The sequence below is a fragment of the Streptomyces shinuiensis genome, assembly GCF_043660855.1.
Classification (GTDB): Bacteria; Actinomycetota; Actinomycetes; order Streptomycetales; family Streptomycetaceae; genus Streptomyces.
The window spans coordinates 1,836,188-1,850,571 of the sequence record NZ_JBIHML010000001.1; the positions used below are offsets into that span (position 1 = coordinate 1,836,188).

Genomic DNA, 14,384 nt, shown 5'->3' on the forward strand with positions numbered 1-14,384 from the left:
CGGGGCGCGCGGTTACTGAGCCGCGGCCAGCTTGGCCGCGGAGTCGGCGTCCACGCACGCCTGGATCACCGCGTCCAGGTCGCCGTCCAGCACCTGGTCCAGGTTGTACGCCTTGAAGCCCACCCGGTGGTCCGAGATCCGGTTCTCCGGGAAGTTGTAGGTGCGCACCCGCTCCGACCGGTCCACCGTACGCACCTGGCTGCGGCGCGCGTCGGAGGCCTCCCTCTCCGCCTCCTCCTGGGCCGCCGCCAGCAGGCGGGCGCGCAGGATGCGCAGCGCCTGCTCCTTGTTCTGCAGCTGGCTCTTCTCGTTCTGGCAGGAGACGACGATGCCGGTGGGCACGTGGGTGATGCGGACGGCGGAGTCGGTGGTGTTCACGGACTGGCCGCCGGGGCCGGAGGAGCGGTAGACGTCGATCCGCAGGTCGTTCGGGTTGATCTCGACGTCGACGTCCTCGGCCTCGGGAAGGACGAGGACGCCGGCGGCGGAGGTGTGGATGCGGCCCTGGGACTCGGTGGCGGGCACCCGCTGGACGCGGTGGACGCCGCCCTCGTACTTCAGCCGGGCCCACACGCCCTGGCCGGGCTCGGCGGTGTTCTTGGTCTTCACCGCGACCTGGACGTCCTTGTAGCCGCCGAGGTCGGACTCGTTGGCCTCGATGACCTCGGTCTTCCAGCCCTGCCGCTCGGCGTAGCGCAGGTACATGCGCAGCAGGTCGCCGGCGAACAGCGCGGACTCCTCGCCGCCCTCGCCCGCCTTGATCTCCAGGATGACGTCCTTGTCGTCACCGGGGTCGCGCGGGACGAGCAGCAGCCGCAGCCGTTCGGTGAGCTCCTCGCGCCGGGCCTCCAGCTCCTTGACCTCGGCGGCGAACTCCGGGTCGTCGGCGGCCAGCTCGCGGGCGGTGGCGATGTCGTCGCCGGTGCGCCTCCAGTCGTGGTACACGCCCACGATCGGGGTCAGCTCGGCATAGCGCTTGCCCAGTCTGCGGGCGTTGGCCTGGTCCGCGTGGACGGCGGGATCGGCGAGCCGCTTCTCGAGGTCGGCGTGCTCGCCGATCAGTTCCTCGACCGCCTCGAACATCGTTGAGTCCTTCGTGTGGGGAGAGGGCTGCCGGGACGGCAAAACGCCGGTCCGGCCCTCCCTGGGGGGACGGCCGAGGACCGGCGTTCGGGGTCGCTACTTCTTGTTCCTCGACCCGGCGTTCTTGCCGAAGCGGGCCTCGAAGCGGGCCACGCGGCCACCGGTGTCGAGGATCTTCTGCTTGCCCGTGTAGAACGGGTGGCACGCGGAGCACACGTCGGCGCGGATGGTGCCCTCGGTGACGGTGCTACGGGTGGTGAAGGAGTTTCCGCAGGTGCAGCTGACCTGGGTCTCCACGTACTCCGGGTGGATGTCGCGCTTCAAGGTCTCTCCTAGGTATCGGGAGGGTTCCGGGTCGCACCGGCTCCTCGCGCCCGATGGGCGGGCGACGGGGATGGCTGCCTGCGCGTGAACCGGGACCGACGCACCAGTCTGCCATTACTGGCCGCACCTCCCAAAACCAGGTGGCGGCGGATGCTATTCCCCGGGATTCCCGGCGTCCCCGGCCTTCCCGGCGTCCTCTGCCTCCACGGCGTCCTCGGCCTCCGTGGCCTCCCGGGCCGCGGACCCCTTGGTGGCGGAGTCGGGGATCGGCCGGTCCGCCTTGAGCGCGTCCCAGACCCGCTCCGTCTGCACCCCGATCGGTACCACCCGGTTGGGATCGGCGGAGGAGTAGCGCACCGGCAGGGTGACCGTCTGGATGTCCCCGGAGCCGATGTCCCTCACGGCCCCGGCCAGGCCGGCCAGGCCGGAGACCGACGCCAGGGCCGCGTCGGTGGTGAGGTGGGAGGTGACGGTTTCGAGGAGGTCGTAGGTCTTCTTGGGGTCGGAGAACACCCCGACGTCCCCCACCCGGTCGGCGAGGGCCTCGACGAAGGCGTGCTGGAGCTTTATGCGGCCCAGGTCGCTGCCGTTGCCCACGCCCTTGCGGGTGCGGACCAGGCCCAGGGCCTGTTCCCCGTCCAGGGTGTGGCGTCCCGGCTCCAGGTCCAGCCGGCTGTCGTCGTCCTCGATCGGCTCGGTGGCGGTGATCTCCACCCCGCCCAGTTCGTCGACCACCTTCTCGAAGCCGGTGAAGTCGAGTTCCACGTAGTGGTCCATGCGGATGCCCGTCATCGACTCGACCGTCTTGACGGTGCAGACGGGGCCGCCGATCTCGTACGCCTGGTTGAACATCGCGCGCCGGGCGGCGGGCGCCGTGCCGCCGTCGCTCTTCTCGCACTCGGGCCGCTCGACGAGGGTGTCGCGGGGAATGGAGACGATGGACGCCCGGTCGTGCGCCTTGTTGACGTGGACGATCATCGCGGTGTCGGAGCGGGCGGTGCCGTCGTCGCGGCCGTAGCGGGAGTTGCCCCCGGCGCGGGTGTCGGAGCCGAGGAGGAGGATGTCCAGCGTGCCGTCGGGGATGTCGGCGGGCCGGTCGGGGCCCAGGACGGAGTCGATGTCGATACCGGCGATGTTGCCGTCGATCCTGGAGTAGACGAGCCCGAGTCCGGCCCCGGCCAGCACCAGGGCGCCGACCGTGGCCCACACGGCCGCGTACAGCCCCCTGCGCCGCCGTGGGCGCGGGCTTCGGCGTTCCTGTCCGCCGCTCTCCCCGCCGCCGGTGGTGGTGTCCTCGTCCGCCATGTCGTTCCTCGTCTGCCGTACGTCTCCCCTGTCGTGCGGGGCTGCCGCGAGGCCGTCCGGCGCCTGTCGGAGCCGCCGGACCGGGGCGGGCCGGGCGGACAGCGGTCGGCGGGGGCCTTCCTCTCCACTTGCGACGGCGTACCCCCATCGGGCCTGATCACTCCGTGCCTCCCGCCGGACCGGGGGCCGGGAACCGGGCCGGACGGTCGGCTGTGACACACGGCGAGGGCCGTCCCACCGCGTGCGGTGGGGCGGCCCTCGCCGTGCTGTGCCGGGTACCGGTCAGTCGCCGTTGCCGGGCGCCGGTGTCGTCTTCTGGATCTGCATCAGGAACTCGGCGTTCGACTTCGTCTGCTTCATCTTGTCCAGCAGCAGTTCGATGGCCTGCTGCTGGTCCAGCGCGTGCAGGACGCGCCGCAGCTTCCAGACGATGCCCAGTTCCTCGGCGCCCATCAGGATCTCCTCCTTGCGGGTGCCGGACGCGTCGACGTCCACCGCCGGGAAGATCCGCTTGTCGGCGAGCCTCCGGTCGAGCTTGAGCTCCATGTTGCCGGTGCCCTTGAACTCCTCGAAGATGACCTCGTCCATCCGCGAGCCGGTCTCGACCAGCGCGGCGGCCAGGATCGTCAGGGAGCCGCCGTCCTCGATGTTCCGCGCGGCGCCGAAGAACTTCTTCGGCGGGTAGAGCGCGGTGGAGTCGACACCGCCGGACAGGATGCGGCCCGACGCGGGGGCGGCCAGGTTGTACGCGCGGCCCAGGCGGGTGATGTTGTCCAGCAGCACCACCACGTCGTGCCCGAGCTCCACCAGCCGCTTGGCCCGCTCGATGGCCAGCTCGGCGATCGTGGTGTGGTCCTCGGCGGGGCGGTCGAAGGTCGAGGAGATGACCTCGCCCTTGACCGACCGCTGCATGTCGGTGACCTCCTCCGGCCGCTCGTCCACGAGCACGACCATCAGGTGGCACTCGGGGTTGTTGCGGGTGATGGAGTTGGCGATCGACTGCAGGACCGTGGTCTTGCCCGCCTTCGGCGGGGCCACGATCAGACCGCGCTGTCCCTTGCCGATGGGCGACACCAGGTCGATGATCCGCGAGGTGAGGTGGTTCGGCTCGGTCTCCAGCCGCAGCCGCTCCTGCGGGTACAGCGGGGTGAGCTTGCCGAACTCGGGCCGGCCCTTGCCGTTCTCGGGCGACATGCCGTTCACCGAGTCCAGGCGGACGAGCGCGTTGAACTTCTCGCGCCGCTCGCCCTCGCGCGGCTGGCGGACCGCGCCGGTGACGTGGTCGCCCTTGCGCAGGCCGTTCTTGCGGACCTGGGCCAGGGAGACGTACACGTCGTTCGGGCCGGGCAGGTAGCCGGAGGTGCGCACGAACGCGTAGTTGTCGAGGATGTCCAGGATCCCGGCGACCGGGATCAGGACGTCGTCCTCGGAGACCTGCGGCTCGGCGGCGAAGTCGTCGCGGCCCCGGCGGCCCCGGCGGTCGCGGTAGCGGCCCCGGCGTCCGCGGCGGCCGCCCTCGAAGTCGTCGTCGCGGTCGCCGCGGTTGTCGCGGTTGTCGCGGTCGCGGCCCTGCCGGTTGCCGCCGTCCTGGCCCTGCTGCTGGCCGCCGTCCTTGCCGCGGCGGTCGCGCTGGCGGCCCTTGCCCTGGCGGTCGCCGCCCTTGTCCTGCTGCTTGTCCTGCCTGCCGCCGTCGCCCCGGCCCTCGGCGGGCCTGTCCTCGGCGGTCTCGGCGGCGGCCGGGGCATCGGCGCCCCTGCCCTCGCCGCCCTTGCCGCCGCGGCGACGGCGCTCACCGGCGGGCTCGTCGCTGACGGGCTGGCCGGGGATGTCGATCTGCTGCTGAGCGGCCTCGCCGGCGGTGCCCTCTTCGCTCTCGCCCGTGCGGGCCTTGGAGGTCGCGCGACGGCGCGGCTTGCTCTCGGCGGGGGCGGCGGGAGCCTCGGCGGCGGGGGCCGGGCCCGAACCGTTCTCGGCCTGCTTGGCCCGGATCGTCTCGATCAGCTGGCTCTTGCGCATCCGCGCCGTGCCCTTGATACCGAGACCGGAGGCGACTTGCTGCAGTTCGGCGAGAACCATGCCCTCGAGGCCCGTGCCGGAGCGGCGACGCCTGGGGGCGGTACCGGATGCGGGCGCGGCAGGGGCGTCCGTGGCGGGCGCGGCGGCTTCGGCGGCGTCCACGCCCATCAGATCGGTGGTATCGCTCACGAAGGGTCCTTCCCTGGAGCGGGCGTCGGCCTGTCTGGCTCGGCGACCGGTTGTGCTGTCCGGCTGCGGTCTTCGTCTCGACCGGGCCGGGGCGGTGGTTCCGCCCGGATGTACGGCGGAGGAATCAGTACATAGTCAATACATGGTGTGGCGTGCGGGGATGACGTGCGTCAATCACGCCGTTCCGGAGCGAGCTCGGCACTGCTCGGCAGGCTGCTCAGGCAGTTCTGGAGGCTCCCGGAAGAAGGAGTGGCCCCGTATGGGACTGTACCCATGGGATCACGGAGAGCACCGCACCGCCCTCGGGTCGTCCCAGGAGGCTGCGAGTGCAGACTTGAGGTTAACACTACCGGACCCAACAAACATTCCCCCTCTCCAAGGCCCGTATTCGTGTCACCGGCCCGTGCCGGCCAGCGGCAGCACACCGGCTCCCGCCGTGTCGAGGGACAGCCGGTTGGCCGCCCATCCGTCGCCCGCCAGACGCGCGACCTTGTCGGCCGTGGCGTCCTGCGCCAGCGCCAGAACCGTGGGCCCGGCGCCCGAGATGACGGCGGGCACTCCGTCGGCGCGCAGCCGGTGCACCAGTTCCACGCTCTCCTCCATCGCGGGGGCGCGGTACTCCTGGTGGAGCCGGTCCTCGGTGGCGGGCAGCAGGAGTTCGGGGCGGCGGGTCAGCGCCTCGACGAGCAGGGCCGCACGGCCCGCGTTCGCCGCGGCGTCCACATGGGGGACGGTACGGGGCAGCAGTCCGCGGGCGGTCTCGGTGAGCACCGGCCGGCCGGGGACGAAGACCACCGGGACGACGGCGGGGTCCGGGTCCATCCTGATCGCCCGCGCGGCGCCGCCGTCCGTCCAGGCGAGGGTGAAACCGCCGAGCAGGCAGGCGGCCACGTTGTCGGGGTGCCCCTCTATCTCCGTGGCCAGCTCCAGCAGGGCGGTGTCGTCGAGTTTCTCGGCGCCGCCGGTGGTCACCGCGCGGGCGGCGATGATGCCCGCGCAGATGGCCGCGGAGGAGGAGCCCAGGCCGCGGCCGTGCGGGATGCGGTTGGCGCAGACGACCTCCAGACCGCGAGGCTGGCCGCCCAGCAGGTCGAAGGCCGTGCGCAGGGAGCGTACGAGCAGGTGGCCCTCGTCGCGGGGCAGGGTGTCGGCGCCCTCGCCGGCGATGTCGATGTGCAGTCCGGAGTCGGCGACGCGGACCACGACGTCGTCGTACAGGCCGAGGGCCAGACCGAGGGCGTCGAAGCCGGGGCCGAGGTTTGCGCTGGTGGCGGGGGTGCGCACCCGGACGGCGGCGGCGCGGAACGCGGGACCGGCCATCGCTCGTTGACTCTCCTTGGTGTGACTGTCCTGTGGGACTGCGGGGACTGTGCTGCTCGGATGCTCGGTCGGATGTGCGGGCGGACGCCGGTCCGGCGCGGGTCGCGGACGTGCGGCGCCTTCGGGAACCGCGGCTGGGACCGGTCCACTGACCTCTGGCACATGCCGTATGACAGGTCGGGACGTACTCCCACCCTATCGAAGGACGGTTCGGTGGCGGTACAGGGCGTATGGGAGGCGCACGATGCGTGTCGTACGCCATCAGTGCGCCCCCGTGCCGGGTGCGGCGGCCCCTGGCGGGCGCACACCCGGCACGGGGGGGGCGCAACAGGCCTCGCGCCCTCACACCAGGCCGAGACGCTCGGCCGCGGCGTCCGCGTCGACGGGGACGACGGTCGGCTGCGGAGCGCCCTGCACGGCCCAGTCCGGGTCCTTCAGGCCGTTGCCCGTGACGGTGCAGACGATCCGCTGACCGGGGTCGACCTTCCCCTGCTCGGCCGCCTTGAGCAGGCCGGCGACCGAGGCGGCCGAGGCCGGCTCGACGAAGACGCCCTCCTGCGCGGCCAGCAGCCGGTAGGCGGCCAGGATCTGACGGTCGGTCACCTCGTCGATGAGCCCGCCGGACTCCTCGCGGGCCGCCTCCGCGTACTTCCAGGAGGCCGGATTGCCGATGCGGATGGCGGTGGCGATGGTGCGCGGGTCCTTGACCGGCTCGCCCCGCACGATGGGCGCCGAGCCGGAGGCCTGGAAGCCCCACATCCGCGGTGTGCGGGATGCGTGGACCCCGCCGTCGGGACCGGGCGCGGCGTACTCCCGGTAGCCCCTCCAGTAGGCGGTGATGTTGCCCGCGTTGCCGACCGGCAGGACGTGGATGTCGGGGGCGTCGCCGAGCATGTCGACGACCTCGAACGCGGCGGTCTTCTGGCCCTCGATCCGCACCGGGTTGACCGAGTTGACCAGCGACACCGGGTAGTTGTCGGACAGGCCGCGCGCCAGGGTGAGGCAGTCGTCGAAGTTGCCGTCGACCTGGAGGATGCGGGCGCCGTGCACCAGCGCCTGGCCCATCTTGCCCATCGCGATCTTGCCCTGCGGCACCAGTACCGCGCAGACCATCCCCGCGCGCACCGCGTAGGCGGCGGCCGAGGCGGAGGTGTTGCCGGTGGAGGCGCAGATGACGGCCTTCGCGCCCTCCTCCCTGGCGCGGCTGATGGCCATCGTCATCCCGCGGTCCTTGAAGGATCCGGTGGGATTGGCGCCCTCGACCTTGAGGTGGACCTCGCAGCCGGTGCGCTCGGAGAGCACCTGTGCGGGCACGAGCGGGGTGCCGCCCTCGCGCAGGGTGACGACGGGGGTGTCGTCGGTGACCGGAAGCCGGTCGCGGTACTCCTCGATGATGCCCCGCCACTGGTGGGTGCCGGACATTCGAGGAGTGCTGGTGCCAGGACTGGCGGTGGTGACGGTCATCTCTCTCATTCCCCTTCGACCCGCATGGTGCTCGCGACGCCGCGTACGGTGTCCAGTCTGCGCAGCGCCTCGACGGTCGCCGACAGGGCCGCGTCCGACGCGCGGTGGGTGACGACGACCAGCGACGCACCGTCGCCGGGACCGTCCGTGCCCTGCTGGCGCACGGTGTCGATGGAGACCCCGTGCTCGGCGAAGACGGTGGCGCACTGGGCGAGGACGCCCGGCTTGTCGGCGACGTCCAGGCTGATGTGGTAGCGGGTGACCGCCTCGCCCATCGGGCTCACCGGGAGCTGGGCGTAGGCGGACTCCCCCGGCCCCCGGGAGCCGGCGAGCTTGTTGCGGCAGACGGCGACCAGATCGCCCAGCACCGCCGAGGCGGTGGGCGCGCCCCCCGCGCCGGGTCCGTAGAACATCAGCCGACCGGCGGCCTCCGCCTCGACGAAGACCGCGTTGTACGCCTCGCGGACGGAGGCGAGCGGGTGGGTCAGCGGGATCATCGCCGGGTGGACGCGGGCGGTGACCGAGCGCCCGTCGGCGGCACGCTCGCAGATGGCCAGCAGCTTGACCGTGCAGCCCATGCGCCGCGCGGAGGCGATGTCGGCGGCGGTGACCTCGGTCAGCCCCTCGCGGTGCACGTCGTCCAGGCGGACGCGGGTGTGGAAGGCGATGCCGGCCAGGATCGCGGCCTTGGCGGCGGCGTCGAAGCCCTCGACGTCGGCGGTCGGGTCGGCCTCGGCGTACCCCAGGGCGGTGGCCTCGTCCAGCGCCTCGGAGTACCCGGCGCCGGTGGAGTCCATCCGGTCGAGGATGAAGTTGGTGGTGCCGTTGACGATGCCCAGGACGCGGTTGACCTTGTCGCCGGCCAGGGACTCGCGCAGCGGGCGCACCAGCGGGATCGCGGCCGCGGCGGCGGCCTCGTAGTAGAGGTCCACCCCGTGTTTCTCGGCCGCCTCGTGGAGGGCCGGACCGTCCTCGGCCAGCAGCGCCTTGTTGGCCGTGACGACACCGGCGCCGTGCTCGAAGGCGGTGGTGATCAGGGTGCGGGCCGGCTCGATACCGCCGATGACCTCGATGACCACGTCGATGTCGTCCCGGGCGGCCAGGGCGGCGGCGTCGGTGGTGACCAGCTCGGGCGCTATGCCCTCGCGGACCCTCCCGGGACGGCGGACGGCGACCCCGGCCAGTTCGACCGGGGCCCCGATCCGGGCGGCGAGATCCTCCGCGTGCGTCGTCATGATGCGTGCCACCTCTGAGCCGACGACCCCACAGCCCAGCAGCGCCACCTTCAGCGGACGCGTACGCATCATCAGACCTCGCTTCTCCACAGTCCTGTGGACTCAAGTCTCACGTACGGGTGGCCGGATTCCCCGCTCCATCCAGCATGCGAGACGTCATCCTCCGTTTTTGAGATGGCCCGGTGAGGGGCCGACCGCCCGGACGGCATTCGGGCGGTATCCGGACGCCGTCCGGGCCGGGCTCAGCCGACGTCCAGGCCGAGCAGGTCCTCCTCCGTCTCGCGCCGCACGATCACCCGGGCCTTCCCGCCCGAGACCGCCACCACCGGCGGCCGCAGGGCGTGGTTGTAGTTGCTCGCCATGGACCGGCAGTACGCGCCGGTGGCCGGGACGGCGAGCAGGTCGCCGGGGGCCAGGTCGGCGGGGAGGAAGGCGTCGCGCACCACGATGTCGCCGCTCTCGCAGTGCTTGCCGACCACGCGCGAGAGCATCGGCGCGGCCTCGGAGGTGCGGGAGGCCAGCGCCACGGAGTACTCGGCGTCGTACAGCGCGGTGCGGATGTTGTCGGACATGCCGCCGTCCACACTGACGTAGGTGCGCAGGCCCGGCAGCTCCTTGACGGTGCCGACCTCGTAGAGGGTGAAGGTCGTCGGACCGGCGATGGCCCGGCCCGGCTCGACCGACAGCCGCGGCGCGGCCAGCCCGGCGGCCCGGCACTCGTGGGCGACGATCTCGTGCAGCGCCCCGGCGATCTCGTGGGGCTCGCGCGGGTCGTCCTCGGGGGTGTAGGCGATGCCCAGACCGCCGCCGAGGTCGATCTCGGGCAGCTCCGCGCCGTGCTCGTCGCGGACCTCGCTCAGCAGCTGCACCACGCGGCGCGCGGCGACCTCGAAGCCGGCCATGTCGAAGATCTGCGAACCGATGTGGGAGTGGATGCCCACCAGTTCCAGGCTGTCCAGCTTCAGCACCCGCCGTACCGCCTCGGCGGCCTGTCCGTCGGCGAGCGCGAGCCCGAACTTCTGGTCCTCGTGGGCGGTGGCGATGAACTCGTGGGTGTGCGCCTCCACGCCCACCGTCACCCGGATCTGCACCCGCTGGCGCCTGCCGAGCCGCTCGGCGATGTGCGCGACGCGGGCGATCTCCTGGAAGGAGTCCAGCACGATCCGGCCGACCCCGGCCTCCACGGCCCGCTCGATCTCGGCAGCGGACTTGTTGTTGCCGTGCAGCGCGATGCGCTCGGCGGGCATCCCGCCGGCCAGCGCGGTGGCCAGCTCACCGCTGGAGCAGACGTCGAGGTTGAGGCCCTCCTCGGTCAGCCAGCGCACCACCGCGCGGCACAGGAAGGCCTTCCCGGCGTAGAACACGTCGGCCTCGTCGCCGAAGGCGTCGCGCCAGGCCCGGCAGCGGGCCCGGAAGTCGTCCTCGTCCAGGACGTAGGCGGGGGTGCCGAACTCCTCGGCCAGCGCGACGACGTCCAGTCCGCCGACGGTGGTCGCCCCCCGCTCGTCGCGGGCGACGGTACGGGCCCACACGCGCGGATCGAGGGCGTTGAGGTCGGCGGGCGGCGGGGTGTAGTGCCCCTCGGGCAGGACGTCGGCGTGGCGGGGTCCGGCGGGATGTGCGGAACGGCTCATGGTCGCTTCGTGCTCTCCATCACAGATGTACGGGTGCGGTGACGCCCAGCCGGGACAGGCCGCCGGCCAGCACCGTCCCGGCGGCCTGGGCGAGGGCCAGCCGGGCGCGGTGGGCGGCCAGGGGTTTGTGCTCCCCGGCGGGCAGCACGGACGCGTGTATGCCGAGGAGGCCGTCGGCGACCGCCTCCAGAGGGCGGGCGAGCCGGCCGGGGCCGCCCGTTGCGGCGATCCGCTCGTACTCGGCCAGTGCTCCCAGCAGCTCCGCCTCGCGCGGCGCGTCGTAGGCGTACCCCCCCGCCCCCGCCTCGGGCGCGAAGCCGAGGGCCCGGGCGCCGCGCAGCAGCGCCCGGGCGCGGGCGTGGGCGTACTGGACGAGGAAGAGGGGGTTGGACTCGCGCTGCTCCAGCAGTCCGGGACCGGGCTCCCCGCCGGTGGCGGCGGCCCAGTTGCGGACGTCGCGCGCGGGGTCGGTGCGCTCCGCCGCCGCGTGCTCCCCGTCCCGCGCCGCCAGGGCCTCCACCAGCTCTGCGCGGGCCCCGCCCGCCACGGTGATGTTGAGGAACCCCGGCCCGGCGACCGCCACCTCGGCGATGCCGGCCTCGCGCGCCAGCCTCTCCCGCAGGACCTCGGCCACGCTCCGGGCCGGCCGTCCGGTGGCGGCGGCCAGCCGCAGCGCGGCATTGGTGGCGTAGTCCCCGCAGCCCGGCCGCGGCGGACGCCCCACGGTGATCCGCTCCGACAGCCCGTCCAGCGCCTCCAGCGCGCCCGGGGACAGCTCGCCCAGCGCGCCGTCGCCGGCCGCACGGCGCACGGTGCGCAGCACGGTGCGCGAGAGCTGGGCGGGAGTCACGCGTCAAGGGTATGGGAGGGAGGGCGGGGAGACGCGAACGCGTTTCGAAGGATGACACGCACTTCACACCGGTCGGCTTCGGCCGGTGTGAGGCGCGGGCTCACCCCGGCTGCCCCACGGTCGGCTCCGTCCCGCACGCGCCGCCACTGCCGCGCCCGCCGGCGGCAAGCCGCCGCACCGTGCGCACCAGCTCCATCGGCTCGAACGGCTTGGCCAGGAAGGCGTCCACCGCCGCCGCCCGCACCTGCTCGCTCCCCAGCTCCGACCGAGTACAGGCGCTGACGATCGCCAGGGGGATGTCGCGCGTCCGCTCGTCGGCGCGCAGCCGCTCGGCGGTTCGCAGGCCGTCGAGCCGGGGCATGGCCACATCGAGCGTGATCACGTCGGGCCGCACCTGCTCCACGATCTCCAGACACTCGGCACCGTCGGCCGCGGTCACGACCTCGAAGCCTTCGAGCTCGAGGTTGACCCTGATCAGCTGCCGGATGACCTTGCTGTCGTCCACCACAAGGATCCGGCCGGACATGCCAGGCACACCCCAGAGAGTAGGCCCACACCTCCGCCTGCGTCCGGCTTTCCCCCTTTTCCGCCCGCCCGGCACCGGCAAACCCTGTCCGATCCACCCCCGGGAAGCTGGTAGTGTTCTACCCGTCGCAGCGATCGACCGACCGCCGCCGACAGGCCCCCGTAGCTCAGGGGATAGAGCAACGGCCTCCGGAGCCGTGTGCGCAGGTTCGAATCCTGCCGGGGGTACCTCGCAGAAGGTACCGACAGACCCCGCCACCAGCCACGATGCTGGGTGCGGGGTCTTCGTACGTGTGCGCGGACCTGTGATCCCGGGACATCACCCGCCCCTCAGGCCCACGGAACGAAGCCGTCCGACTGATCCAGGTGGAACGGAGATCCGGAGCGCTCCGGTACCCAGTCGCGTGCGAGGGCGGTACGGATGGCGCGTGCGACGTCGCCGGGAAGTACGGGGTCGGCGGGCATACCAACCCAGTTGCCGGGATGCGGCCGATCGGTGGTGACGACGAGCACGGTGCCCGGCCGGTCAGCGTGTTCGACCGCATAGGTGGGGGGAGACCAGCACATGCCCCGGTCGTACGTGGGCCTCCCGCGCAGACGCCAGCGGTAGACCATGCCGTCGACCACGATGCGCCGTGATCCTTTTCGCCTCAGTGTCATGTTCCCCTCACTGTCGCACCCCCCGGGGAGGCTCGCGCCCTGCCGCAGGCCGAGGACAGCCCACGCAACCGTGCGGACGCGCCGGTACACCCGGAAAGTCGTGGGCAAAACCGGTGGCAGTCCAGCAGTCAGCTCATAACAGGCTGTCTCGTCACAGGCGGTGAGACTGTGGGGGCAGCCAGGACGCCTCGGGATCGGGATCGGGTCTCTCCCAGGCCGTGGTGACCACGCCGGCCGGTCCCACCCGGGTCATGGTCGTCTGCCGGAAGCAGGGCGACACCGTCAACGCCGAGGGCCCCACCAACAACTGGTGGAGCAAGCTCCGCGGCCAGGGCGGCTTCGTCCCCAACAGCTACATCGACCACCCCTACGCCGAACTGCCCGGCGTACCGAACTGCTGACGCACCGCGCGGCGGAACGTGGCCCGGGGCGGTCCGGCCGCGCGGCCGGACCGCCCCGGCTCCCCTGGCCTCGGCCGATCGGGTTGGGTGACTCCGCCCACGCGTGACCGCGCGGGCTTCCTGCGGTCGTGGCTGGGCCGCGTCGCAGAGGGCCGGCCCGGCCCTGTCGAGGATGTTCGCCGCACCGACGTGGTCCGCGTTCGCCGCGAACCCGCACGCCGTGCACCGGAACGCCCGCCTGGATGACGCGGTTGTTCTTGTCCACGTGCCCGGCAGCCGCCGAGGCGGGGCGGGCACGTGATCGAGGTGTTGCGGGGGTCCACCGCGATCACACGGCGACCGGCGCTTTCAGCCTTGTTCGCCAGGATCGCGAGGAACTGTCCCCAGCCCGTGTCGAGGATGCCGCGGTTCGGCCCGGCCTTGTCGGCGGCGCCGTTCGGCAGGAAGCTGCCGGGCGCGTCTGGGCTGGCCTTGGGTGCGGGGCTCTTGGTCATGCCCGCGGTGTTCGGTCGCTCGTGCGCGATCACGTCGTTCTCGGCGATGAGCGCGGGCGGTCTTGTGGTGGAAGTCGAGTCGCCGCCTGCGGACCTTGGCGTGCAGCCTGGCGACCCTCCGGGCGGCGGCACGGTGGCACTTGGTGCGCTGCCGGGCGCGCCTGGGGAACGTCGCCAGGTGCCGCTGGGCGGCGGTCGGCTCCTCGGTCCGTGCATACCACTGAGGTCACAGCGGCCCGGAGAAACAACTCCTCCACCGGCCGAAGCCGGTGGCCCCCTTGCTGAGAGGATTAACGGACCGGAGCGCCGCGTGCCGCCGGCGGGCGGCTTTACACGGAAGAGGGGCAGTCAGCACATGGGATTCACGCCGGGCCGCCGCATCACCCACTGCCCTTACTGCGGGACGCGTTACGCGGACGGCGCCGGGTGGCCCAGGGACTGCGCGGGCTGCGGCGAGACGAGCTGGGCCAATCCCCTGCCCGTCGCGGTCGCGCTCCAGCCCGTCGCCACCGCCGGGGGCGGCCGGGGCCTGGTGGTGGTGCGGCGGGACATCGAGCCCTTCCGCGGCGAGCTGGCGCTGCCCGGCGGTTACATGGAGCTGGGTGAGAGCTGGCGGCAGGCAGCCGTGCGTGAGCTGTGGGAGGAGACCGGGCTCACTGCCGCGGCGCAGGACGTGACCCTCACCGACGTCCACAACGGAGGCACCAGCCTCCTCGTCTTCGGCCTGCTGCCCGAGCGGGACGCCGCGTCCCTTCCCCCGTCGGCGCCCACGGCCGAGGCCACGGAGTGGCTGGTGCTGGAAGAGCCGGCCGAGCTGGCCTTCCCGGCGCACACCGAGGTGATGCGCGCGTATCTCGCTCCTTAGCCCTCCTGGGCGCCGCCCT

The 14,384-nt window shown here is 72.7% G+C and carries 14 protein-coding genes and 1 tRNA gene; 3 read left to right on the top strand and 12 right to left on the bottom strand.

The genetic code is table 11. The annotated features are described in order from the left end of the window. Positions 1 to 12 precede the first annotated feature (12 nt). The 10 genes from prfA to ACGRHY_RS08020 form a co-directional block, all read right to left on the bottom strand. Complete coding sequence (prfA, locus tag ACGRHY_RS07975) at positions 13 to 1,083, bottom strand: peptide chain release factor 1 (protein WP_394634692.1); 1,071 nt, start codon at positions 1,081 to 1,083, stop codon at positions 13 to 15. Between the two features lie 96 nt (positions 1,084 to 1,179). After that, complete coding sequence (gene rpmE, locus ACGRHY_RS07980; protein ID WP_394634693.1) at positions 1,180 to 1,407, bottom strand: 50S ribosomal protein L31; 228 nt, start codon at positions 1,405 to 1,407, stop codon at positions 1,180 to 1,182. Positions 1,408 to 1,560: 153 nt separating this feature from the next. Next, positions 1,561 to 2,712, bottom strand: coding sequence for an LCP family protein (locus ACGRHY_RS07985; protein ID WP_394634694.1), 1,152 nt, complete (start codon positions 2,710 to 2,712; stop codon positions 1,561 to 1,563). Positions 2,713 to 2,994: 282 nt separating this feature from the next. Beyond that, entirely contained in the window at positions 2,995 to 4,917 is a 1,923-nt protein-coding gene (gene rho, locus ACGRHY_RS07990) for a transcription termination factor Rho (RefSeq protein ID WP_394634695.1), read from the bottom strand. Between the two features lie 393 nt (positions 4,918 to 5,310). Further along, on the bottom strand, positions 5,311 to 6,237 hold the full coding sequence (thrB, locus tag ACGRHY_RS07995) for a homoserine kinase (RefSeq protein ID WP_394634696.1): 927 nt from the start codon (positions 6,235 to 6,237) through the stop codon (positions 5,311 to 5,313). Between the two features lie 342 nt (positions 6,238 to 6,579). Then, positions 6,580 to 7,659: a threonine synthase gene (thrC, locus tag ACGRHY_RS08000; protein ID WP_394637962.1), complete on the bottom strand. Its 1,080-nt coding sequence runs from the start codon at positions 7,657 to 7,659 to the stop codon at positions 6,580 to 6,582. Between the two features lie 47 nt (positions 7,660 to 7,706). Then, entirely contained in the window at positions 7,707 to 9,005 is a 1,299-nt protein-coding gene (locus ACGRHY_RS08005) for a homoserine dehydrogenase (RefSeq protein WP_394637963.1), read from the bottom strand. 173 nt (positions 9,006 to 9,178) lie between these two features. After that, positions 9,179 to 10,570 carry a diaminopimelate decarboxylase gene (gene lysA, locus ACGRHY_RS08010; protein WP_394634697.1) on the bottom strand — a complete coding sequence of 464 codons (1,392 nt, stop codon included), beginning with the start codon at positions 10,568 to 10,570 and terminating at the stop codon, positions 9,179 to 9,181. A 19-nt stretch (positions 10,571 to 10,589) separates the two neighbouring features. Then, positions 10,590 to 11,420 (bottom strand): DALR anticodon-binding domain-containing protein, encoded by an 831-nt coding sequence (locus tag ACGRHY_RS08015; protein ID WP_394634698.1) that lies wholly within the window; start codon positions 11,418 to 11,420, stop codon positions 10,590 to 10,592. Positions 11,421 to 11,520: 100 nt separating this feature from the next. After that, on the bottom strand, positions 11,521 to 11,946 hold the full coding sequence (locus ACGRHY_RS08020) for a response regulator (protein WP_394637964.1): 426 nt from the start codon (positions 11,944 to 11,946) through the stop codon (positions 11,521 to 11,523). Between the two features lie 155 nt (positions 11,947 to 12,101). Between ACGRHY_RS08020 and ACGRHY_RS08025 the strand changes: the two genes are divergently transcribed. Beyond that, positions 12,102 to 12,173 (top strand) — tRNA-Arg (locus ACGRHY_RS08025). Between the two features lie 102 nt (positions 12,174 to 12,275). Here ACGRHY_RS08025 and ACGRHY_RS08030 read toward each other — a convergent pair. Next, positions 12,276 to 12,605 carry a hypothetical protein gene (locus ACGRHY_RS08030; RefSeq protein ID WP_394634699.1) on the bottom strand — a complete coding sequence of 110 codons (330 nt, stop codon included), beginning with the start codon at positions 12,603 to 12,605 and terminating at the stop codon, positions 12,276 to 12,278. A gap of 218 nt (positions 12,606 to 12,823) precedes the next feature. Here ACGRHY_RS08030 and ACGRHY_RS08035 point away from each other — a divergent pair, with 218 nt between their 5' ends. Then, positions 12,824 to 13,006: an SH3 domain-containing protein gene (locus tag ACGRHY_RS08035; RefSeq protein ID WP_394634700.1), complete on the top strand. Its 183-nt coding sequence runs from the start codon at positions 12,824 to 12,826 to the stop codon at positions 13,004 to 13,006. On the opposite strand, the gene ACGRHY_RS30250 is transcribed toward ACGRHY_RS08035, so the two are convergent. Then, entirely contained in the window at positions 12,973 to 13,716 is a 744-nt protein-coding gene (locus tag ACGRHY_RS30250; RefSeq protein WP_491630956.1) for a zinc ribbon domain-containing protein, read from the bottom strand. The two genes, ACGRHY_RS08035 and ACGRHY_RS30250, sit on opposite strands and share 34 nt — an antisense overlap. Before the next feature lie 139 nt (positions 13,717 to 13,855). Between ACGRHY_RS30250 and ACGRHY_RS08050 the strand changes: the two genes are divergently transcribed. Continuing rightward, entirely contained in the window at positions 13,856 to 14,365 is a 510-nt protein-coding gene (locus ACGRHY_RS08050; RefSeq protein ID WP_394634701.1) for an NUDIX domain-containing protein, read from the top strand. Positions 14,366 to 14,384: the final 19 nt, after the last annotated feature.

Coding starts and splice junctions, on each gene's coding strand:
- prfA (WP_394634692.1), bottom strand. CDS start 1,083: ATGTTCGAGGCGGTCGAGGAACTGATCGGCGAGCACGCCGACCTCGAG.
- thrB (WP_394634696.1), bottom strand. CDS start 6,237: ATGGCCGGTCCCGCGTTCCGCGCCGCCGCCGTCCGGGTGCGCACCCCC.
- ACGRHY_RS08005 (WP_394637963.1), bottom strand. CDS start 9,005: ATGCGTACGCGTCCGCTGAAGGTGGCGCTGCTGGGCTGTGGGGTCGTC.
- thrC (WP_394637962.1), bottom strand. CDS start 7,659: ATGTCCGGCACCCACCAGTGGCGGGGCATCATCGAGGAGTACCGCGAC.
- ACGRHY_RS07985 (WP_394634694.1), bottom strand. CDS start 2,712: ATGGCGGACGAGGACACCACCACCGGCGGCGGGGAGAGCGGCGGACAG.
- lysA (WP_394634697.1), bottom strand. CDS start 10,570: ATGAGCCGTTCCGCACATCCCGCCGGACCCCGCCACGCCGACGTCCTG.
- ACGRHY_RS08050 (WP_394634701.1), top strand. CDS start 13,856: ATGGGATTCACGCCGGGCCGCCGCATCACCCACTGCCCTTACTGCGGG.
- ACGRHY_RS08020 (WP_394637964.1), bottom strand. CDS start 11,946: ATGTCCGGCCGGATCCTTGTGGTGGACGACAGCAAGGTCATCCGGCAG.
- ACGRHY_RS30250 (WP_491630956.1), bottom strand. CDS start 13,716: ATGCACGGACCGAGGAGCCGACCGCCGCCCAGCGGCACCTGGCGACGT.
- ACGRHY_RS08030 (WP_394634699.1), bottom strand. CDS start 12,605: ATGACACTGAGGCGAAAAGGATCACGGCGCATCGTGGTCGACGGCATG.